20 protein-coding genes and 1 pseudogene are annotated in these 21,472 nt (G+C 39.2%); 16 read left to right on the top strand and 5 right to left on the bottom strand.

The window, feature by feature from the left end:
- Positions 1 to 262: 262 nt before the first annotated feature.
- The 6 genes from greA (at position 263) to RUMTOR_RS09315 (ending at position 4,741) form a co-directional block, all read left to right on the top strand.
- Positions 263 to 748: a transcription elongation factor GreA gene (greA, locus tag RUMTOR_RS09295; protein ID WP_004847410.1), complete on the top strand. Its 486-nt coding sequence runs from the start codon at positions 263 to 265 to the stop codon at positions 746 to 748.
- 161 nt (positions 749 to 909) lie between these two features.
- The gene (gene lysS, locus RUMTOR_RS09300) at positions 910 to 2,838 is read left to right on the top strand and encodes a lysine--tRNA ligase (RefSeq protein ID WP_044998184.1); all 1,929 of its coding nucleotides are present in this window, start codon (positions 910 to 912) and stop codon (positions 2,836 to 2,838) included.
- Positions 2,839 to 3,011: 173 nt separating this feature from the next.
- On the top strand, positions 3,012 to 3,137 hold the full coding sequence (locus RUMTOR_RS13785) for a hypothetical protein (protein WP_004847414.1): 126 nt from the start codon (positions 3,012 to 3,014) through the stop codon (positions 3,135 to 3,137).
- Positions 3,138 to 3,195: 58 nt separating this feature from the next.
- Positions 3,196 to 3,822: a hypothetical protein gene (locus RUMTOR_RS13790; RefSeq protein ID WP_004847416.1), complete on the top strand. Its 627-nt coding sequence runs from the start codon at positions 3,196 to 3,198 to the stop codon at positions 3,820 to 3,822.
- Between the two features lie 192 nt (positions 3,823 to 4,014).
- Complete coding sequence (locus RUMTOR_RS09310) at positions 4,015 to 4,356, top strand: nucleotidyltransferase domain-containing protein (protein WP_009242425.1); 342 nt, start codon at positions 4,015 to 4,017, stop codon at positions 4,354 to 4,356.
- Between the two features lie 34 nt (positions 4,357 to 4,390).
- A complete protein-coding gene (locus RUMTOR_RS09315) occupies positions 4,391 to 4,741 on the top strand; it encodes a HEPN domain-containing protein (RefSeq protein ID WP_004847421.1) in 351 nt (116 codons plus the stop codon).
- 78 nt (positions 4,742 to 4,819) lie between these two features.
- Here RUMTOR_RS09315 and RUMTOR_RS09320 read toward each other — a convergent pair whose 3' ends face one another.
- Positions 4,820 to 6,340, bottom strand: coding sequence for a hypothetical protein (locus tag RUMTOR_RS09320; RefSeq protein WP_004847425.1), 1,521 nt, complete (start codon positions 6,338 to 6,340; stop codon positions 4,820 to 4,822).
- 154 nt (positions 6,341 to 6,494) lie between these two features.
- Between RUMTOR_RS09320 and RUMTOR_RS09325 the strand changes: the two genes are divergently transcribed.
- A complete protein-coding gene (locus RUMTOR_RS09325) occupies positions 6,495 to 6,797 on the top strand; it encodes a hypothetical protein (protein WP_227070165.1) in 303 nt (100 codons plus the stop codon).
- Here the strand turns inward: RUMTOR_RS09325 and RUMTOR_RS09330 are convergent.
- Positions 6,781 to 7,101 (bottom strand): helix-turn-helix domain-containing protein, encoded by a 321-nt coding sequence (locus RUMTOR_RS09330; RefSeq protein ID WP_004847428.1) that lies wholly within the window; start codon positions 7,099 to 7,101, stop codon positions 6,781 to 6,783. The two genes, RUMTOR_RS09325 and RUMTOR_RS09330, sit on opposite strands and share 17 nt — an antisense overlap.
- A gap of 106 nt (positions 7,102 to 7,207) precedes the next feature.
- Here RUMTOR_RS09330 and RUMTOR_RS09335 point away from each other — a divergent pair, with 106 nt between their 5' ends.
- The 5 genes and pseudogenes from RUMTOR_RS09335 to RUMTOR_RS13930 all read left to right on the top strand — a co-directional run.
- Complete coding sequence (locus tag RUMTOR_RS09335) at positions 7,208 to 7,882, top strand: zinc ribbon domain-containing protein (protein ID WP_004847429.1); 675 nt, start codon at positions 7,208 to 7,210, stop codon at positions 7,880 to 7,882.
- Positions 7,883 to 7,894: 12 nt separating this feature from the next.
- Positions 7,895 to 8,722, top strand: a complete 828-nt coding sequence (locus RUMTOR_RS09340) for a zinc-ribbon domain-containing protein (RefSeq protein WP_004847431.1) — start codon at positions 7,895 to 7,897, stop codon at positions 8,720 to 8,722.
- 37 nt (positions 8,723 to 8,759) lie between these two features.
- Positions 8,760 to 9,071: a DUF2085 domain-containing protein gene (locus RUMTOR_RS09345; RefSeq protein ID WP_330360055.1), complete on the top strand. Its 312-nt coding sequence runs from the start codon at positions 8,760 to 8,762 to the stop codon at positions 9,069 to 9,071.
- Positions 9,072 to 9,108: 37 nt separating this feature from the next.
- Positions 9,109 to 9,636, top strand: a complete 528-nt coding sequence (locus RUMTOR_RS09350; RefSeq protein WP_004847434.1) for a zinc ribbon domain-containing protein — start codon at positions 9,109 to 9,111, stop codon at positions 9,634 to 9,636.
- A 29-nt stretch (positions 9,637 to 9,665) separates the two neighbouring features.
- Positions 9,666 to 9,731, top strand: a pseudogene (locus tag RUMTOR_RS13930) (zinc-ribbon domain-containing protein); the annotation flags it as partial.
- An 866-nt stretch (positions 9,732 to 10,597) separates the two neighbouring features.
- Here RUMTOR_RS13930 and RUMTOR_RS12770 read toward each other — a convergent pair.
- Entirely contained in the window at positions 10,598 to 13,378 is a 2,781-nt protein-coding gene (locus RUMTOR_RS12770; protein WP_004847437.1) for a tetratricopeptide repeat protein, read from the bottom strand.
- Between the two features lie 240 nt (positions 13,379 to 13,618).
- Here RUMTOR_RS12770 and RUMTOR_RS09360 point away from each other — a divergent pair, with 240 nt between their 5' ends.
- The 4 genes from RUMTOR_RS09360 (at position 13,619) to RUMTOR_RS09375 (ending at position 19,007) form a co-directional block, all read left to right on the top strand.
- A complete protein-coding gene (locus RUMTOR_RS09360; protein WP_004847439.1) occupies positions 13,619 to 14,839 on the top strand; it encodes a DUF3825 domain-containing protein in 1,221 nt (406 codons plus the stop codon).
- Between the two features lie 154 nt (positions 14,840 to 14,993).
- Positions 14,994 to 15,851, top strand: a complete 858-nt coding sequence (locus tag RUMTOR_RS09365; protein WP_009242419.1) for a hypothetical protein — start codon at positions 14,994 to 14,996, stop codon at positions 15,849 to 15,851.
- 151 nt (positions 15,852 to 16,002) lie between these two features.
- Positions 16,003 to 17,079, top strand: a complete 1,077-nt coding sequence (locus tag RUMTOR_RS09370) for a hypothetical protein (protein ID WP_004847444.1) — start codon at positions 16,003 to 16,005, stop codon at positions 17,077 to 17,079.
- Between the two features lie 38 nt (positions 17,080 to 17,117).
- Positions 17,118 to 19,007, top strand: coding sequence for a site-specific DNA-methyltransferase (locus RUMTOR_RS09375; protein WP_004847446.1), 1,890 nt, complete (start codon positions 17,118 to 17,120; stop codon positions 19,005 to 19,007).
- Between the two features lie 156 nt (positions 19,008 to 19,163).
- Here RUMTOR_RS09375 and yaaA read toward each other — a convergent pair whose 3' ends face one another.
- A complete protein-coding gene (gene yaaA, locus RUMTOR_RS09380; protein WP_004847448.1) occupies positions 19,164 to 19,904 on the bottom strand; it encodes a peroxide stress protein YaaA in 741 nt (246 codons plus the stop codon).
- 44 nt (positions 19,905 to 19,948) lie between these two features.
- Positions 19,949 to 21,211: a uracil permease gene (gene uraA, locus RUMTOR_RS09385; protein ID WP_009320650.1), complete on the bottom strand. Its 1,263-nt coding sequence runs from the start codon at positions 21,209 to 21,211 to the stop codon at positions 19,949 to 19,951.
- Positions 21,212 to 21,472 lie beyond the last annotated feature (261 nt).

The raw sequence follows: 21,472 nt of genomic DNA on the forward strand, positions 1-21,472 counted from the left end.
CCGCCTGTAATCCCGGAATGTGTCTTTGGGAACTTACGGTAATTCCGGCATAACGCTGTATTGTTAATAAGCGCTATATTTTCTGCGCAATATCATGTAAAAGCTGTCTTGTTTACGCCAAAAACCTTGACATTAATGGGGTTGATGGTTATAATATTGAAATTGTGAAATAAACTAAAAGAGACAGCGTGCAGGGACAAGTTTTCCTGTCGGGAATAGACAAAAAACAGTGAAAAAGAATGACAGAAAAGGAGCGTTATCAATGGCGGAGGCAAAGAAAAGATTACTTACTTATGCCGGATTAAAGGCACTTGAAGATGAACTTGAAACTCTTAAAGTTGTCAAACGGAAAGAAGTTGCAGCTAAGATCAAAGAGGCAAGAGAGCAGGGAGATCTTTCCGAGAATGCAGAGTATGATGCGGCAAAAGATGAACAAAGAGATATCGAAGCGCGTATCGAAGAACTTGAAGGCATCCTGAAAAACGCAGAAGTGGTTGTTGAAGATGAAGTTGACTTTGATAAGATCAATGTCGGATGTACGGTAAAGGTATTTGACATAACATTCGATGAAGAGATGGAATTTAAAATTGTGGGATCAACAGAGGCAAACAGCTTGGTAGGAAAGATTTCAAACGAGTCTCCGGTTGGTCAGGCATTGATCGGAAAAAAAGTGGGAGATACGGTAAGCGTAGAAACACAGGCGGGAGAAATCAAGTACAAAGTGCTTGAAATCAGCCGTTCAATGTAAACAGATGATTATAAACAGACCTCTTTTTAAGAGGTCTGAATTCGCATGTATGGGAATGTTTTAAAGAGGCGAAAAAGGCAGATAAAGAGAAAAAAAGCGTAACGGAATAATAAGAGATAAAGCAAAACAGAGAAAAGTTATCCGGGAAAGGAGATAAGAAAGTGGCACAGGAGCAGAAGAATGTACAGGAACAGGATCTGAATCAGTTGAGAAAGGTACGCCGTGAGAAACTTGCAGAGCTGCAGGGAAGCGGAAAAGATCCGTTCGTGATTACAAAATATGATCAGACACATCACAGTGTAGAAGTAAAAGAAAATTACGAGGAGCTTGAAGGAAAGCAGGTTTCCATCGCAGGACGTATGATGTCAAAGCGAGTAATGGGAAAAGCATCTTTTTGTAATGTTCAGGATTTAAAAGGAAATATTCAGTCTTATGTAGCAAGAGACAGCATCGGTGAGGAAAATTATAAAGAATTTAAGAAACTTGATGTCGGTGATGTGATCGGAATCGAAGGAGAGGTATTCAAGACAAAAACAGGAGAGATTTCCATTCATGCATCTCATGTAACACTTCTTTCCAAGAGTCTTCAGATTCTTCCGGAGAAGTTCCATGGACTGACGAATACAGATATGCGTTATCGTCAGAGATATGTGGATCTTATCATGAATCCGGAAGCGAAAGATACATTTATCAAACGTTCTAAGATCATCAGTGCGATCCGCAGATATTTGGACGGCGAAGGATTTATGGAAGTGGAGACTCCGATGCTTGTTGCAAATGCCGGGGGAGCTGCGGCAAGACCGTTTGAGACACATTTCAATGCTTTAAATGAAGACTTGAAACTGAGAATTTCTCTTGAACTTTATCTGAAACGTCTGATCGTCGGAGGTCTTGAAAGAGTGTACGAGATCGGTCGTGTATTCAGAAACGAAGGACTTGATACGAGACATAATCCGGAATTTACATTGATGGAGCTTTATCAGGCATATACAGATTATAACGGAATGATGGATCTTACAGAAAATCTTTACCGCCATGTGGCACAGGAAGTTCTCGGCACAACGAAGATCGTTTACAATGGCGTTGAGATGGATCTCGGAAAACCGTTTGAACGTATTACAATGGTAGATGCCGTGAAGAAATATGCAGGCGTTGACTGGAATGAAGTTAAGACTTTGGAAGAGGCTCGCAAGCTTGCAGACGAGCATCATGTAGAATATGAAGAGCATCATAAGAAAGGTGATATCTTGTCATTGTTCTTTGAAGAGTTTGCAGAAGAACATTTGATTCAGCCGACGTTCGTAATGGATCATCCGATCGAGATTTCACCGCTTACGAAAAAGAAACCGGAGAATCCGGAATATACAGAGCGTTTCGAGTTCTTTATGAACGGCTGGGAAATGGCGAATGCATATTCAGAGCTGAATGACCCGATCGATCAGAGAGAACGTTTCAAAGCTCAGGAAGAACTTTTGGCACAAGGTGACGAAGAGGCAAATACAACAGATGAAGATTTCCTGAATGCACTTGAGATCGGTATGCCGCCGACAGGAGGTATCGGATTCGGTATCGACAGAATGTGTATGCTTTTAACAAACAGCGCCGCGATCAGAGACGTACTGCTTTTCCCGACAATGAAAACACAGGGCGGAGCTAAGAATGAAGCAAACAATTCAGTACAGGTAAAAACAGAGGAAAAATCGGCAGAAAAAATTGATTTTTCCAAAGTTGAGATCGAGCCGTTATTTAAAGACGATGTAGATTTTGAGACATTTTCTAAATCAGATTTCAGAGCGGTAAAAGTAAAAGAGTGTACGGCAGTGCCGAAATCTAAGAAACTTCTGCAGTTCACATTGGATGACGGAACAGGAGAGGATCGTACGATCCTGAGCGGAATCCATGAATATTATGAGCCGGAAGAATTGGTTGGCAAGACATGTATCGCTATTACAAATCTGCCGCCGAGAAAGATGATGGGAATTGACTCCTGTGGTATGTTGATTTCAGCGGTTCATAATGAAGAAGGGAAAGAAAAACTTCATCTTCTGATGGTTGATGAGCATATTCCGGCAGGCGCAAAATTGTACTAATTAATGTGAAATAAAATAAAAAATGATTTTTATATCAATTTTGTACCATAATGAAAACAGATTTAAAACGTTATAAAGAGATATAAAGAGATATAAAGAGATATAAAGAGATAGGCTCATGGAATGTATTTTCTATGAGCCTGTTTGTGTTATGTAAAGGCAGATGACAGTAGATGAAAGATTATCGAACCATGATTATTATTATGAGTGGAAGAAAAACAGGATTATATTTTGAAAATTACGAAAAAGAGTGGGTACTTGACGGAGCAACTGTTCTCTACGGAAGCGCCCGGAACTAAGAGCAACTCTTGAATATGATTTTTTGCAGGAAAAAACTTTATTTACAAAGGGTTTTCGATGGAGGAAATCATTCATCATCTTGCAGTCTTTGTTTCAAGATTATGGCAAATCCATATCTTTGGTGAGGAAAATACAAGAGCGACGGCAGTATTTTTAATCAAGTATTTGAGAACGCTCGGATTTTCTGCCACAAATGATATTTTTGCGAAAAATGCTTGGTATTTTAGAAATGCACTTGTCCCGGCAAATTATACGAACCTGCAAAAGGGTATCCACGAAACAACCGAGTATTTGGAGGTATTCTTGAGAAACTTGCTGAGGTTATACATAAGAAGGACTGGCTCAAATAGCAAATGTATCAGTTCAGACAATTACACAAGTGCAGTAAAAAAAGAATTGCAACAGTTAAGCACATTCTCTCAAATTAAAGAAATTAGAGACAAAGAACTAAATTCAGTAATTCTCTCGCATCTTGAAATGAGTGAAGATTTAGTTGAGGGAATCAAGAGCGAGTGGGAACAGAAGAAAATATTCAAAAAACAGATAAAGGGTGATGATGGCACTACATTAATCGAAGATAGCTATTGTACGAGAAGTTATGTTAGGGAAATAATTCTAAGATATTGTCAAAACAGAACGTTCTTTAGAACAAAATTTAACATTAAGGATGGAAATTTGTTTTGATAAATAGACTGCGAGGTGTTAGCAAATTGCGATACCTCAATTTTTGTCAATAAGATAAAATTTGATTACATACAGTTATAAAAGATGGGTTATAAAAGATGTATAGAGAGTACCTTTTGTTTTTAGAGGAATTACGTTATAATAAAATCGAAACAATCTGTTATATGTTATAATCAGAGGAGTATGAAAGAAATGTGTACACGAAATGAATTGAACTTAATATTGCAGGCGATGACTCAGGCGTATCAAGCGGTATATGGAGCAAATGTTGTGAAAATTATTTTGTATGGTTCTTATGCTAGAGGCGATTATCAAAAGGATTCAGATATAGATATAGTCGCTATTGTACAGGGAGATAGAGAAAAACTTCAACAAGGCTTGAAAAGTGTGTGGGATATTTCTTCAGACTTGGAATTAGAGTATGGTACGATAGTGTCTCCAACGGTTATTCCTTTTGCTGAATATGAGAAGTATAAAAATGATTTACCTTATTATAGAAATATCGAAAGTGAGGGGGTAGAAATCGTTGCCTGATAATAGAGAAGAATTAAAAGTATATCGCTTGGAAATGGCAAAAGAGCGACTGCATTCCTCGAAAATACTATTAGAGGCTGGAAGTTATAAAGATTCTATAGGTCGTTCCTATTATGCAATGTTTACAGCGGTGCGTGCATTGCTGGCGGTAGAAGGACAAGACTTTTCAAAGCATGCCGGAGTTATTGCATATTTTCAGAAAGAATATGTGAAGACAGGAAAGTTTGACAAGAAATATTCAAAATATATCAGTCAGGCATTTCAAATTCGAAACAATACCGATTATGCGGATTTTTTTCTTGTGTCTCTGCAAGATGCAAAGGAACAGTATGATAGAGCTGAAGAATTTGTAAAAGTGATTGAAGAGTTCTTGAAAATGGAATAGAGATTCCTACATTAGCACTACACTAAATTTACATCAATTTCAAAGAAACTTATGAAGGAGTGCAAAGGTTTTTGTGTGTTACTTAATATCAACTCTCGATAAAAATTCAGCAAGTGATATCGGAAAACGAATCCCTTTATCATGAAAATACTGAAGGATATAATCTTCAGATAAAAAATATTTTCCTATCAATTCATGAGTTATTCTTAAACATTCTGCCGGAAAGAGGACAGCGGGATATGTGAGAGTATTTATGAATCCTCTGTCGTTATAAAACAGAAACGGCTTGGAATGTTCAAAAGCTGTCATAAAGATTTCCCCGTAGAGCCTCTTTTCGATTGTTTTGACAGAGTGCTTGAATTCCGAAAAGTAGTCTCTGTCGGTTTTTAAAGATGTATATTGCTCAGGGAAGGCGTGAGAAGCCTTCCTGACGTTGTTTTTGAAAGTCAGGATCGTTTGTGAAAAAGAATTGGCAAATGTTGTAAGGGCATCTGTAAGCAGACAACATCTGTAATTCAAGTTTTCTTGATCAAGTTCTAATTGTCCGTTAGAGAGAGCGTGACTGACAGCGGGGGCGTTTGTTATATTGAGATAGAATGTTGTGATTTTTTCTTTTTCTTTCTCAATCTGCTGTTCTATGTCGTTTATGATCTTAGTGCATCCGTTGGAAAAGGTTTCGTAGTCTTTCGCCGAGATATGGTGAATGGAATGGTCATCTAAAGTTTCTTCTGCAAGAGAAAATATTTTTGCAGAAAAGGAAGACAGAGAATGTTTTATGCTCTGCATCAGTTCGTTTTCACCTATAATAGTCCACGGCTTTTTGTGTGGATATAAGGTCGTTAAATCTAGTTTTTTATTTTCTGAACAGGTCTGTTCATATAATTTTTCCCTGAAAGTATTTAACAGAATATATGCGTTTGAAACAACCGGAGCAGCGGAATAATTTTTGAGGCGGCTGTTTTGCAAAATTGCGGTTAATGTTTCGGTTAAATGAAAAATACAATGCCGGAGCGCCTCTTTTTGGAAATCGTTTTTTGAGAAAGTATTATAAATTTCTTCCGTAGTACAAAAATATTTACGGCAAAGAATTTCATCAGTTAAAATCCGATATTCTGTTTGGGTAAGATCGTTTTGAAATTTTTCTGTCTCTGTAAATGTCTCGTCAAGTTCATGGAAAAACGAAGTGACAGGGGCATTTTTTTTGAATTTACTGGCAGCTTTGATATAGCAGATTAAAAAAGGCGTAATGGGAGCGGGAACATTCCATTTGATCGCTGTGCGATCGTATTCGGATGCAAGATCGGTATATGGAGGAAACTGCAAAAAGCAGGGGGTTCTCAGGCAGAGAAACTGATACATCAACTTATGAATATATAAAAATTCATAAGGATATTGCTCGCTCTTTTTAACTGCATTGTAAGTTAAAGAAAGAAACATAGGATTAGAATAATCGGAAGAGGCGTAATACATACATTTTTTGAAAAAATTAATCCATTTGTGTAAAGTGCGTTCGTCATAAGAAGAAGTCAGATTTCTGAAAGCGCATAAAATATCGGATTCTGAAGTGATGGGAATTGTGTTTTTGTTTGCTGCTTTCATTTTTGAATCCTCCTTCGGTATAAAAGGCTGCAAAAAAAATCGGAAATTTTTTGCGGCTTCATGCTGTTTGATAAAGATGGTTTAATTATAGTGTCAGGCAATAAAATAATCTGTTTATATTGTAATGCAAAGTGAAAGAAATAGAAATAGGAGAATGAGTATGTTTCAAAAGCCGGAAGAATCAAAAAAGAACAGCTCGGCAGATAAGACTGAAAAGATAAGAGAGATTTATCGCTTCTTACTGTCTGAAACCGATTATTTGAAGGAAATTGGGAAAGAGATTGACGAAGAGACGGAGAGGCTGTTGAAAGAAAATAGAGTGAATTTGGAGAAAAAGACGTATGAAGAGGTTCGCGATGAGTTATTTGCATTAACGGAGGCTGCAAAAGAAAAAGGATTCATACAAGGTTTTCGATATGCCGTAATGTTAATGAGAGAAATTACTGTAAAGCTTTGACAATTTTCAAAATCTGCTCTTTTGTTTCATTATTGCAGGAGTGTAACTCATGGAGAATTTCCTGTTCGATGGCAGAGGATGAGTCGTTATATTCATCGGAAAGAATATAGTCAACAGTAGTATCTAACGCATTACATATCTGCACTAAAACAGAAAGAGAAACTTTGACACGGTTATTTTCGATATTACTGATATGACTTGTATTCACATCAGCAGCATTAGCGATATATTCTTGTGTTAAGTTTTTGGAAAGGCGGATTTTCTTTAATTTTTCGCCTATTTGTTCAAAGTTTAAAGTGTCCATGCAGTAACCTCCAAAAAAATATTGATTTAATTGTAATATTTACTTAGTTATAGTATAATTATCTACAGCTATAAAAATATTAGTTATAAAGGAAGTGCAAAAAGGAATGAAGTGCGAAAATTGTGGAAATGAAGTTAGGGAGGGGGCGAAATTTTGCTCAAAATGTGGAAGCAATATATTGGAGCAGCAGGAAGATCACAGCGGTAAACATAATGTTCATGAGACGAAAACGGAGAAAAGGTGTGTGAATTGTGGGAATGTACTTAGAGAAGAGTCAAAATTTTGCCCTAAATGTGGGAGCAGTACATTGGAACAAAAAGAGGATGTAAGTACATTAAAAGATGAAGAAAAGGATAAAGCGGAACAAAGTAAAGGAACATTTTATTTTGAAAAAGTAAAAATGATCGGAAGATTACGATACAAAATTATCCGAACAGAAGTAAGTAATAATGAAGAGCGTTTGGAGATAAGTCAAAAGATACATAGATTTTTAAGGAAAGAAAAAGAAAACCATTTGGAGATAAAATTATCAGAAATCGGTTCAATGGAATTAAAAACAAAAATGGATTTTTGGGATACATTGTATGCAGCGCTATTTGGGGTAATGTTTCTGATGAATATAACAGATGTAGCATGGCTTTTATTGATAGCAGTCTTTCTTTATACAGGTTATGGAAAGGTTTTAAATTTAAAAATGAAAAATGGACTGAATTTTGAAATTCCTGTAAATGGAATGACTGAAGATGTGGAACAGTTTCGGTTATTGATCGGAAAAGAATAAGGAGCGTGCGAGATGAAATATTGCAGAAATTGTGGAAAAGAATTAAATTCAGATATTCAATATTGTCCGAATTGCGGCGCTTCTGTAAGTGAGGAACAATCAGGGAAAAATGAGAATTCATATCAGGAAAGTAACGCGGATGGATCGCTTTGGGAATCTCTTGTCGAATTTTTTAAAGCGCTGATTGAATATATGAAAGAAGCGGGGCTTCATATTATCGATGCGATTGACAAAATCATTCAGATGCCGCCGAATATACCGAAAGATTCTATATGCCCGTATTGTAACAGCGAGGATACGTTTCCGATTGTTAAGAACGAGACAGAGATTAAAACAAAAGGATACAGTATGGGGCGCGGGTGCTGTGGAATGTGTTTGCTCGGTCCGTTTGGATTATTGTGCGGAGCGCTCTTCACGGGCTCTAAAGTAAAGAGCAGATCTATCACCTGGTGGGGATGTAAAAATTGCGGAAGACAACATTTAGCGCAGCATGACGCTGTTGAAACGTTAAGTTCGTTGATGGATAAAATGACAGTAAATTGTCTTTGCTATGGCGCGCTAGGTTCTCTTTTGCTTTACCCGATACTGGATGAATTAGTGCATGGATTTTTAAGAACGGTCATCGTTGTTTTGATCGCTGTCATAGTGGGAGTTTCCTTGCCGTTATATTTTTGCTATCAGTTATGCGAGGATATAGACAAACAGTTAGGGTATAGTATTTGGGATATTTTAGAAGTAGAAAAGAAACAGGAAATTTGGAGTTGTATAAAATTTTCAATGCTTTCTTTAGCCGGTACACTGATTTTTGTCTGTCCGATCTTAGTACATTTTGCAGAGTAAGATGATGATGGATAAAAGAAAAATATATAAGAAACTTATGGTGATAGGAAGAGCGACGGGATGTCATCAATTACCGGAACGAAGCTTTTCCTTTCGCGGAAAACAATTTCCGGTATGCGCAAGATGTACGGGGGTGTTTATAGGAGAAGTTTTGGGAATCTTCTTATTCAAGGTCGGCGAGATTTCCAATATAATTGCGGTCGTGTTTTCTCTGATCATGTTTGCAGATTGGTTCGTACAATATAAATTTCATTACGAATCAAATAATATACGGAGATTAATAACCGGTCTTCTGTGCGGATATGCGTTCGGAAATATCATTATGAAATATTTAAGATATTTTATGTGATTGAAAACATTAAAAGAGAATGTAGGAGGAATTTGCCATGTTTTGCGAAAAGTGTGGAAAAGAAATAAAAGATGGGGATAAGTTTTGTCCGTATTGCGGAGCGGAAAATGAAATAAATAAGGAAGAACCGAGTCATGATATACCGCCGGATTTTAGCGTCAAAGGCGCAGGAAAAAAGAAAAAAGGAGCGGTTATCGCGATCGCTGTTTTAGTTATTATTGTGGCGATCGGTATTTTTAAATGCAGTTCAAAGGATGAAATATTAAGATATAATGTGCATGTAATTAATAATACCGGTTTTGATATTTATGCTCTTTATGCTTCAGAACCTGATGTGGATAACTGGGAAGAAGATTTGCTTGAGTATGGTATAGTGTATGATGGTGAAAGGGTAGATATAGAGTTTGTGATCACAGAGGAGGATCTTGACTGGGATTTTGCGATAGAAGATTTTGAAGGAAATGTTCTTGAATTTTATGGTTTGAGTTTTGCAGAGTGTGATGTAGAAGGAGCGACGTTGATTTTGGAATATGACGGTTATAAGGGAACTGCATCGTTATATTAAAGGTAAAATAAGATAAAGGATGTAAAAAAATGTTTTGTGAAAATTGTGGAAAAGAAATAAAAGATGAGAATAAGTTCTGTCCGTATTGCGGAGCGTCTGTACAGCCTGAACAGAATGGCGAACAGCCAGAGCAGTCGGCACAGCCGGAACAGAAGAGCGAACAGCCAGAACAGTCGGCACAGCCGGAACAGAAAAATGAACAGCCAAAGCAGTCGGCACAGCCGGAACAGAAGAGTGAACAACCAAAGCAGTCGGCACAGTCAGACCAGCGGTTGACACAAAAAGAGACAACAGGTAATTCAAGTGCAGATGTTAAAAACAAGGGTGTGTCTCATCCTGCGCCGAAAAAGAAAAAAACAGCGGTAGTAATTGGAATTATCGCGATGGCAGCAGTCATAATAATCGGAATTATTGCAGCAGTGAAAATGTTTGGAAGTTCCGATGCGAAAGAAACTGCAAAAGATTCGACATATAAAGAGGTTAAAGAGAATGCAGCTGAAAAAGAATCGAAGCCGGCGAAAAAGGAAAATGTAAAACCTAAAAAAGAAACTGATGGGGAAATGAAAAAAGATTCCGGGCAAGAAGAAAAAAAGGAAGAAAAAGATAACAGTAAAAGGGAAGCTGTATTGACAGACCCGGTCACAATGGGATGGGCAGGTACATATAAAGACGATGATTCGGGAGACAGGCTTGTGATTGCATCAATCGGATATGAATGGTCTTATGTTATCTATACGTCGAGCGGGCAGATTTTTGAGAAAGAATCAGAATGTGGTGCATTCGGAGATTATTTAGAAGGGCAATATTATACGTTCTATAAAAATGAGAACGGATTGTTAAGCGTAACTTCAGGTGCAGGCAAAGGCTGGGGAAACTATCGCAGGATCAGCGGTACATATACGCCGGATCTGGAGATTGAAGGTACTTATGAAAATGATACTACTACGATGATCGTGTACGATCAAATGGCAGAGGCAAGTACAAAGTATGTTCCGACAGGATCTGATATCGCGGCAGTCCGGGTAGAGTATAATAACGGGCTGGTTATAGACGGAAGATTATATACGCAGGGAGACGGCGGGCTTTCGATTATAGACAGCGTTTCCAAAGAAATATACGGAATTGCTACTTTTGAAAACGGAGAGGTAAAAGTGACTGGAAGTGGATTTGACGGTATTTTAAAATCGAAGTAAAGGACGTATAAAACGTTGACAATTACATATAAGAAGAGCAGAAGGTGTTCTTTTGCAGAGTGGATTTGGTTGATCTTTAAATATGCTTCTCCTAACAAGTATGAGATTTCGGCAGTGTAGGCGTGCGAAGGCTGAAGGATCGTTTTCCGAATGCTGAGACATTTCAAATAGTTTTCAATCGCTTCTTCGTATTCTCCTTGATAAAAATGCCATAATCCGATGCTTTGGTAAGACCATGCCGTGTCAGGATGTGTTTCTCCCAACGTGAGCTTTCGGATTTCCAAGCCTTTTGCGAAATATTCAAAGGCATCGTTAAAGTGATAAGAAGAATCGTTTTTTGCCGCCTGTGTATAGTCATTGCCGATCATCGTTAATGACGCGGCAATGATCGGTTCGTTATCAGGGTATATTTCCTGACGGATCTCTAACGCTTTTTTATGCCATGTGATTGCATCTGCGTACTTTTTCTGCCGCTGATATACTGTTCCGATATTGTGATAAGAATAGGCGATCTGTTCGAGATCGGGATTTTCAACCGACTCCCGGATCTCGCGGGCTTTTTGATAATTCGCCAAAGCTTTATCGAAGATATCAAGGTTAATATAGATCACGCCCATATCATTATAAATGTCGGATGTTAATTCCGGATTTTTTATATGGTTGATATCAATAATATTTTGAGCTTTCGTAAAATAATCCAAAGCCTGTTCATATTTTGACGCTTTTCGCATAACTACCCCTAGTTTGTCATATATCGTGGCAAGCCTTTCGGAAAAATCTTGTCCTGAATTTTCGATTGTCGTGATTGCCGACTGATAGTGAGTAATTGCTTTTTCGTAATCGGCAAGTCTGACGGCAACTTTTCCTGCGGTTTCGTAGTAAGACAGTTGTAATTCGATATCGTCAGATGATTCTTTGTTTAATAGTTCCAACCCTTTTGTTAAGTATGAATAAGATTCATGATACATAAGGCTGCGCCATAAGATTAAGGCGATGTCGTACATTAAGCCGAGATGTTCGGAAGTATATTTGAACATGAGACCTGCGTTTGCAAGAACGTCGCATAAATCATTCGACATACTGTCTTCGATCACATCTGCGGAAGCCGCTTTCAGAAATTCAATTATTTTGTTGATAAAAACTGAACATTTTTCTAAGGAAGGTTCCGTATTATTTATTACAGCAGCTTTAATGACCGGATGCAGATGAATCTGTGATGAGGCCGGACCGTTGGGTCTGTTTTGTATGATCCAGCTTTGACGGATCAAAGCGTTGATATCTGAATTATTATAATCTAAAAATTGTTTGAATAAGCGCTGTCTTATGCCGCTTATCGACGTAAGAGAGAGGTTCATCAATATTTCTTTTTGGACATCGGTAAGATTGCTTGTGTCAAAAAGTTTAGATATAAAGTTGTTCATTTTTTCCTGCTGATAAGTATTGTCTTTTTCAATGACCACTTTGCTTATATCGTCATATTCAGGACTGTACAAAATATCTGTCATTTCTTCAGGCGTTAATGTTTCGGCAGTCATTGTTTTTGCGATCAGTTCTAAAAGAAGAGTATGACCTTCTACCATATTGAATATTTTAAAATAGTCGCCGTATTCATCTTCGGGGATCGTAAACCGTCCGTAGTGCATAAATAATTGAAGCTGTTCTTGCTTGGAAAGCGGATGGATCGGCAAGAGAAACTTTTCTGAATCGAGATCGGTCTCTCTTGAAGTGAAGAGAATATGTATCGGTAATTCTTTTAACCGCACATAATTTTCCCGATCAGCCGGGTGAGTATCCATATTATCGATGATAAGCAGAGTATCTTCACCGTAAGAAGCGAGAATGGAAAGTCGTTTCTCAAATTTTTCGTCTTCTGAAAAGTGAGATTCATCCAATCCTGTAAATTTTATTTTTAAAATTGTGTTTTTTATATCGCCTGTAAAAATGATCTGCTGGATTTGTGTATAGGAATCTTCATATTCAACGGCATATTTAAGCGAACAGTAGGACTTCCCTAAACCGCCGATACCGTAGATGATACAAGTTCCCAAACTGCATAAAACAGAGCGTATTTTCTCAAACATATCCTGTCGTCCGAAGAAAGTATTGTTTTGTATCGGGTTATGAAACGGCTCAAAAGCAATGGCATCGGAAGGGGAACGGTGAGTGGATTTTGACGCAGATTTCGATGACACAGCATCTTTTTCATATTTGACTTCTTTTAGTAAAGTGAGCAGAAAAGTTTCAGCGTTTTCAACTGATCTGTGTTCTTTATAGTGTGAGTATGCCATGTCTATTACTTCATTCGAGCAGTCCTTGTCCTGAAGGTATGTGTAAAGGCTGTGAACACTTTGAAAATCAGTTCCGATTTCGGCTTGGCAAAAGACGTCTCTGTAAAAAACATCATAGGAAATGTCTTTTTGCATTTTTCGTTTATTGTTTTTGATATTGCTGATAATAGAAGGATCAAGGTTAAGCCATTCTGCGATCCTTACGTTGGGAATATTCAGTTGTTGAGTTAAATATTGAATGATGACAGCGTAATTTAACATATTTACCTCCGATCAATAATGATAATTGTCATTGTGTTGTCAATTTTTTGTCATTTGACAAAGAATAATCTTGTCAAAAAGATGTCAACTTGCAGTTATTCATGATAACGGGAAAGGGTGATACGATAAGCTTACAAACAAGAGAGGTGTAACAGTTCAGCTTGAACCATCCGTAAAACCGCACTCGTGCTTCTTATGGCTGAATAGTTACATTATATCATAAAATGAGGAGGATAACTTATGGATCACATGATTAAGGAAAAGTTTATTGTAACAGATGGAGAAAAAGTGACGGACGAAATATACAGAGTGACGGGACTGGATATTGAAATAGATCAGATTATAGAGAATATTTCGTCAGAAGAGTCAAATATATATTTTTTTGATAAAGATTTATCGGAAAAACCGGAAAATGAAAAAGACGTTATTCTGGCATGGATTGATACAGGAATCAAGGTGAACGGAAATGAGCCGCTGATGATCTCGCTCTTAAAACGATCTGATTATTTCTCAGGATATTATGTCGGAACGCCGTCTTATTTAGTAAATGGGATGTGCAGGAAAACTCTGTATTCTGAAAAAAAACTTCGATCAAATTTATTGAAATTTTGTCATCGATACAGGGAAGAACATGCGGAGCGTATTTGTAAGGTTGAGACGGAAGTAAAAGACAGAAGTGAGGGATATTGCGAAAAAACGATTTTTATAAAAAATGAAGAAGTACTTTCTAATGTTACAGAAGCGATCTATGGCAGATTATTGTTTCCGAACTGGAAGTCAATGAAAGGGCTTGACAGATATATCAAAATCATAGGAGCAAGGATAACGCAGCTTGTCGATGCCGGAAGGACAGAATATTTTGTCGCGAATAAAACGAAATCGGCAATCGTAAATACCGGAATGATGGATTTATTCGGAAATGATTTTTTAGTTCTATATCGATATTATGAAAAGTACAAGACGTATATCGCGGAGCGTGTAATCGAGAGTAAACAGGATTATTTGAATTATGGATTTACAAAAGAACAGTCAATGATGCAGATTGAGCCAATCAGTTTTTTCGATGAAAAAGAAGAAGTGTTTAATCCGAAGAAGGAAGATTTCGACATTAATCAAAACTGTCTGATCCACATCATACAGGAAAGGCGGGAACGTTTTCCGGAAAGCATACGCAGTCAGAGCGACAGCAAGATCGCAGGTCAGATCATGAATGCTCTTGAGCGGGGGATTAAAATGCAGCGCCGCGACAGATCGTTTGCAAAAGCTTCTTATTCAGGGAAAAGCGGAACTATTTCATGGTTCATGCCTCTGCATATAGATGCTCCGTTAAGTGAAGATCCGGAACTTGTCATGGTAGTAAGAAGATCGGGAGACTTCTATGAGATAAAAACAATTTTGTCTTATGACGATGAATTGAAAGACCGCATTACTGCTTTATCTTTATACAGCAAACTCTGGTGAAAAGGAGGGATGCCGAAAGTGTATGAATTTTAGAATGACGTTTGGATCAGTGAGAAGGAGTATGTCAAGGCAGGAGGCGGCTTTGGTAAAGGGACAAAATGAAACAAGAATCAGATGAAGCATGTGGAAAGAAACAACAGAGGAGGAAGAAAAAATGAATGAAAACAAAGAAAAAACAGCAGGAAATTTAGCAAACAGTGTGGTAGAAGGGTATGACTATTCTGTAGCAGTGAGAATGTCAGGAAGGGCAGGGGCATATTCGCCGACCGGCGGAAAAGGAAATGCTTTTGAGGTGATGTATTCTGATAAGAAGAATCTCTCTAATCTGCTGAAGCCGGACACGACAACAACGCTTACGAATTCGTCAACTGCCCGTCAGGTAGATTTGGTTACGAAGAAGGGAAATCGCATTATAGAGAGGATTCAGTGCAAGGATACTCCGAGTGCAAAAGGAACGATGGATACGATCAAACGGGTGCAAAACGGTCAATATCGAACAACGCAGTTAGTAGGAACGTCTGAAAGTGCGGCGGCATTTAATGCAAAGGCGCCTTCTCAAGGTGTGACTAAAGTAATGAAAGACAGCGGAATCTCAACGAAAGATACAACCCGTGTAAGCAATAAGTTTAACGGAGTCCAGTCATCAACCGGGATTGCCAATGCGGCAAAATCGTCGGCAAAACTCGGAGGAGCTTTCGGAGGAGGAATGGCTGCGGTGGAATCAATCGTGAACGGAGACGATCTGTCAACGACGACAGGAAATGTTGCGTCCGGCGCTTTGAAAGGATCTGTTTCCGGGGCGGCGGGAACAGCCGCATCAGAGGCGACGATGGCGGCTCTTGCGGCCGCACCGATTCCGTTAGCTGCAAAAGTTGTTATCGGGATCGGCGCGGGAATGTTTGCGGGAAGTGTGGCATCGGATGTTATCAGCGATGTGTGCGACGGAGTCGGCGATATTGTGTCAGGTATTGTAGACGGCATCGGTGACTTTTTCGGAAGTCTTTTCTTATAAGTAACAGTTCGGTTGAAATGCACATTGCCGTTTGTGATATAATGAGGTACACTATATAGAAAGATCTTGTACGGAAGCGATTTGTGTATTTAAGGAAAAGAAATCTCGATACAAAAGTTGAAGTCGTGCACATGGAGGTGCAAAGCAGAAGATGAGATTGACTTTACAAAATCATATTGTATGTGCGGATTATGGACAGGTGCATTTAGATGCCCGGGTGGTAGGACAGATCATGAACTATACGGCGGAAACTTGGCAGCCGGACAGACCGAAGAAAGAGCGGGAATGTAATATAGAACAGGGGAAGATCGCGGAGGAGATCACCGAACGATTTATTCGTCAGTATTATTCTCAGGAGTTGTCTTTGAAAACTTACGATGAGATCAGAAATGATGATTTTAAAAAACATGCCCCGTTTGATTTTCTGCTCTGGAAAACCGGAACGGTCAACATTGCTTTTATAGAAGAAGCAATCAGGCAGGATATTGCAAGAACACCTAATAAATTTGTGAAACTGAGCAATGTTACAAGGCGGTTATGCAGGACATTAGGCGTGAAGATCGTAGAAGTAAAATCTACGAATATAAGAAACGATTTGAAAGTAGAAAGTGATTTCACAGGGGATTATGATAATGTGAAGTCAGTGCAAAAACTGTTGGAGACGATCCGGCGTAAAGATGATGTATTCTGTTATCCGAAGTTGAAACGGCGGGAAAGTGATCCTGGATATTGTCTGGATGATTACTGCAGGGAAGTTCAGGAAAGGTTTTCGGAATTTGACGGATGTAAGGGCGAAAACCTGCGGCGCAGAGTGATCGCATGGGAGTGCGAAAATCAGTGCTGTGATATCTTTGTGAGAGTTTACCTGGATCGTCCGGCAAAAAAAGGATTTGTGATCGGATGGATGCAGAAAGAGGAATTGCTCGATGATACGGTTCAATTTAAGCGTATGAGACAGAAAAATAAATCAGAACTTGCCTTGTATTTTGCAAAGAACTTAGGAGAGACAAAAGGTATTGACTGTTTGGCGCAGGCGTTTGGAAAGCCGAAGCAAAGAGTGTATGCAAACCCATATACGCCGACAAATTTTTATCATAAAACAGATGACTGCAAGTTTATAAGAAGAGTGCCGAAAGAGGAGCTGCTCATTTTTGACAGTGAAGAAGCGGCGATTCAAAACGGAAGATTTATAAACCGATGCAGAGAATGTTTTTCAAAAGACGGATGAAGTATGGCAGAGCAGGAAATAGTTGAGGAAAGACATAGATGGAAAAGATGAGATTTGAATCTGTTGACGGTTTTCAGGAAAATATCCGCAGGCTTGCGGATATTTTCCCGTCATGCGTAAAAGAACAAAAAGATAACGATGGGAAGACAATCCGAAAAGTCGATATCAATACGTTGCAGCTTCTTTTGGGAATCAATCAAAAGGAAAGCGAAACATGCGAATTTTCATGGGTCGGAAAGCGGGAAGCCGTAAAAGAAGTTTATAAACCGATCAGAAAAACGCTGCGTCCCGTAGTGCAAGACTCTGTTGAGTGGGATTCGACAGGCAATCTCTATATAGAAGGCGATAATCTGGATGTGCTGAAACTTCTTCAGGAAAGTTATTTGGATTCGGTAAAAGTAATCTATATCGATCCGCCTTATAATACGGGAAATGATTTTATTTATGCGGATGATTTTCGGATCAGAGCGAGAGAATATGTGAATGCAGGCGGAGCTTCTCAAGATGATAAAAACCGGATGTATCAGAATTTGGATTACAGCGGAAGGTATCATTCGGATTGGTGCAGCATGATTTATGCACGGCTTCTTGCCGCCAGAAACCTTCTCTGTGATGACGGAGTAATTTTTATCAGTATAGACGATAACGAGCAGGCAAATTTAAAAAAAATATGTGACGAGGTTTTCGGCGAACGAAATTTTGTCAACTGCTTTATATGGAATTGCTCTACGGCAGGCGGTATCCGGCCGAAATTTGCGAGTAAGACACATGAATATATATTGTGTTATGCAAAAAATAAAACTTGTCTGGATATGTTTTTTGCGCCGTTGTCAGGGGAAGCGATCAAGATGTATCGGGAAAAAGACGAGCGGGGATTATACAGAGATAAAGATTTTGTGTTTAAAAATAAATCGACAAATGCAAACCAAAAATACGAGATCATCTGTCCGGACGGGGAGAGAGTGCGTCCGAAAGACGGATATATTTACCGGTTCGTGCGGGAAAGGTTTGAGCAGGCAAAGGAAGAAGGTCTTGTGACATTTAAAAGAACGAAGACAGGTCCGCTTGTCGATCAAAACGGAGATCAGGCACATTGGAACATCTATATTAAAAAATATTTGGGAGACGCGATGGGCGCTCCGTCCACTCTGATTCCGAAAGAGGCAGTGAGCATATACAATGCAGGTACGCAGTGCGTACAGGAACTGTTTGACGGAAAAAGAGTGTTTGAGAATGTAAAGCCGGTCAACGTCATACAATATTTTATCAATATGGCGGCAAAAGACGGCGATATCGTAATGGATTTCTTTTCAGGATCGGCGACAACGGCTCATGCGGTGATGCAGACTGAGGCGGATAAAAACATAGATCTGCACTATATTTTAGTTCAGATACCGCAGGAATGTGATAAAAAAAGTGAAGCGTATAAGGCAGGATATAAGACAATCTGTGAGATCGGAAAAGAACGGATCCGCCGGGCAGCAGAAAAAATAAAACGGGAAAACGGATGCGAAAACAGAGATTTTGGATTTCGTGTGCTGCGGCTTGATGAAAGTAATATGGAGGATGTTTATTACATGCCTGAAGAGTATACGCAGGAAATGCTTTGCGGACTTGAGACAAATATTAAGCCTGATCGTACAGACTTAGATCTTTTGTTCGCCTGTCTGACGGAATGGGGACTTTTATTGTCAAAGCCGTACTCTTCGGAGAAAATCGGTGGTTATACAGTGCATTATTATGACGGAAAAGAGTTAGCCGCCTGCTTTAATGAAAATATATCCGAGACTGTGATCAGAAAGATTGCCGGACAGCATCCGCGCCGGGCAGTATTTTGTGACGCAAGTTTTTCGGACAGTGCTGCGAAGATCAATATGAGCGAGCTTTTTCGTACGATCTCACCGGAGACACAGATAAAAGTAATATGAAAGAGTCCTGGAGCAAAGTTATAGTCGGCAACTAAAGTCATAGTCTGCGGAAAAACTATAGTCTGTAGTCAAAGTTATAGTCAGCAGCCCAAGTTATCGTTTGCGGCCCAAATGGGAGTGATATGTCCGCATATACAAAACAAAGCTGCAGTTAGATCAAAGAGAAAAAGTGTAAGTGTCCTCCGTGGAATGAGAGGGAGAAAAACGATATCCCAGTTCTTTGAATTCACGGATGTCCGAAACGCTTTCGATTTTCTGATCTGCCATCCAGCGTACCATTTCGCCGCGGGCAATCTTAGCCTGAGTGCCCTTGACTTTTATTTTTCCGTTTACCTCTTCGCCGAAAATACATGTAATGCAGCGGATATTTTTGTAGGGAAGGATTGCTTTACTGTATTCTGCGGAAGCGAGATTGACAAGTTCGGTCATCCCTTCTGCGAGAAGACTTTGGTACAGCGTATCGCTCCAGTATTCATAAAGGTCGTTCTTTTTAGCAGTTTCTAACTTTGCCTGCATTTCCAAACGATAGGGAATAACTTTGTCTGTCGGTTTTAAGATTCCGTAAAATCCGGATAAAATGCGAAGGTGAACATTTACATAATGCCACTGGGCATCTGTAAAAACGGAAGGCGCAATGTGTTGATATTGAATTCCTTCATAGGCAAGAAGCGCCGGTGTTACCGCCTGATCGGGAGAAAAGGCATGAAGTCTTTGATAACTCTGTTCGGCAAGTTTATCACTGCATTTCCAAAGTGTTTTCAGTTCCTGTATATTTTTATTTTTTAAAATCCCGTGAAGCACATCTGCCCGGTCAGAAAAGACCGGGACAGTGGCGTTACAGGGGAATTCATCTGTGATATTCATCTTTTTTGCCGGTGAAATGACAATTTTCAGCATGGTAATTATTCCTCTGTTCTTTCTTTTTGTTTTTTCAGTGTGTTTTAGCAGTTTTCTCTGTCATTCGTAAGTTTTAGCTTATCGAAGAGGAAGAACATCAATCCCATGATCATTCCGACAACACATGCCAGTACCATACCTGTAAGCTGAATACTTCCAAACTGTACTTTGATACCGGATAGTCCGGTTACGAAAATAATAGAGGTCATTGCCATATTTCTTGATCTTGCGTAGTCAACTTGAGAATCGACAAGGATGCGGATACCTGACGTGCCGATCATTCCGTACAGAAGGAATGAAATTCCGCCGATAACAGGGCCGGGGATAGTGCTGATCAAAGTCGTCATTTTCCCAATGAAAGAACAGATGATCGACAGTACCGCGGCGCCTGCGATAACGTATACGCTGTAAACTTTTGTCATAGCCATAACTCCGATGTTTTCGCCGTATGTTGTTGTCGGTACGGAGCCGATAAATCCTGAGATCATCGTGGAAAAATTATCTGCAAAGAGGGAACGGTGCAGACCCGGATCTTTCAGAAGGTCGCGTCCGACGATTTTGCTTGTTACGATCTGATGTCCGATATGTTCAGAGGCGATAACAAGGATAACAGGCAGAATGATCACGATTGCTTCCCATTTGAATTTTGGCGTGGAGAAGTTCGGAAGCGCAAAAAATGATGCTGAAGCAACTTTACTGAAATCAACGATTCCACATAAAAGAGCCGCGATATATCCGGCAATGATAGCGATCAGGATCGGAATCACGGCAAAAAATTTGCGGAACAATACAGATCCAAGGACAGCGGTTAAAAGTGTGACAAGAAATACGATCACATTTTTCGGATCGATGGAAGATGCCGTAAGACCTGCATTGGAAGCGGCTGTTCCGGCAAGTTCAAGTCCGATCAGTGCGACAACCGGTCCCATAGCGGCAGGGGGAAGTACAACGTCGATCCATTTGGAACCGAATTTGCGGATGATCAAAGCAAGGACACATCCTAAGAATCCGACTGCCACAAATCCGCCGAGTGCATAGCTGTAACCCCATTTTTCAATTACAATTCCCGCCGGTGCAAGAAATGCAAAACTGGAGCCGAGGTATGCAGGCGCTTTTCCTTTTGTAATCAGGATGAACAATAATGTTCCGATTCCGTTCATAAATAAAACAACGGCCGGATTCAGTCCGAATACGAACGGAACAAGTACGGACGCACCGAACATTGCAAACATATGTTGTATGCTTAGCGGTACGAGCAGCTTGAAAGGTACTTTTTCTTCTACTTGGATAATTTTTTTGTTTTCCAAAGTTTAAATCCTCCTCATTTTCATATTTCTCATATGTTTTTCTCATAATCTTTTACATTTTAGCATAGTAAAGGGAAGGCTGTCATTATAAATTTAGCCTCAAAGAGCTGCTTACAGTATAAATCGTCGGAAGTGCCAAAAGGCACATCATGAGATTGTAAGCAGTAGATGGGGTTTGGGCAACTTTGGACTTTTTCCTTTTTAATCATACAAAAGCATATAAGATTAATTTAGATGAAATTGCTTGATCAAATGAGAAAT

Source organism: [Ruminococcus] torques ATCC 27756 (assembly GCF_000153925.1).
Lineage (GTDB): Bacteria > Bacillota > Clostridia > Lachnospirales > Lachnospiraceae > Mediterraneibacter > Mediterraneibacter torques.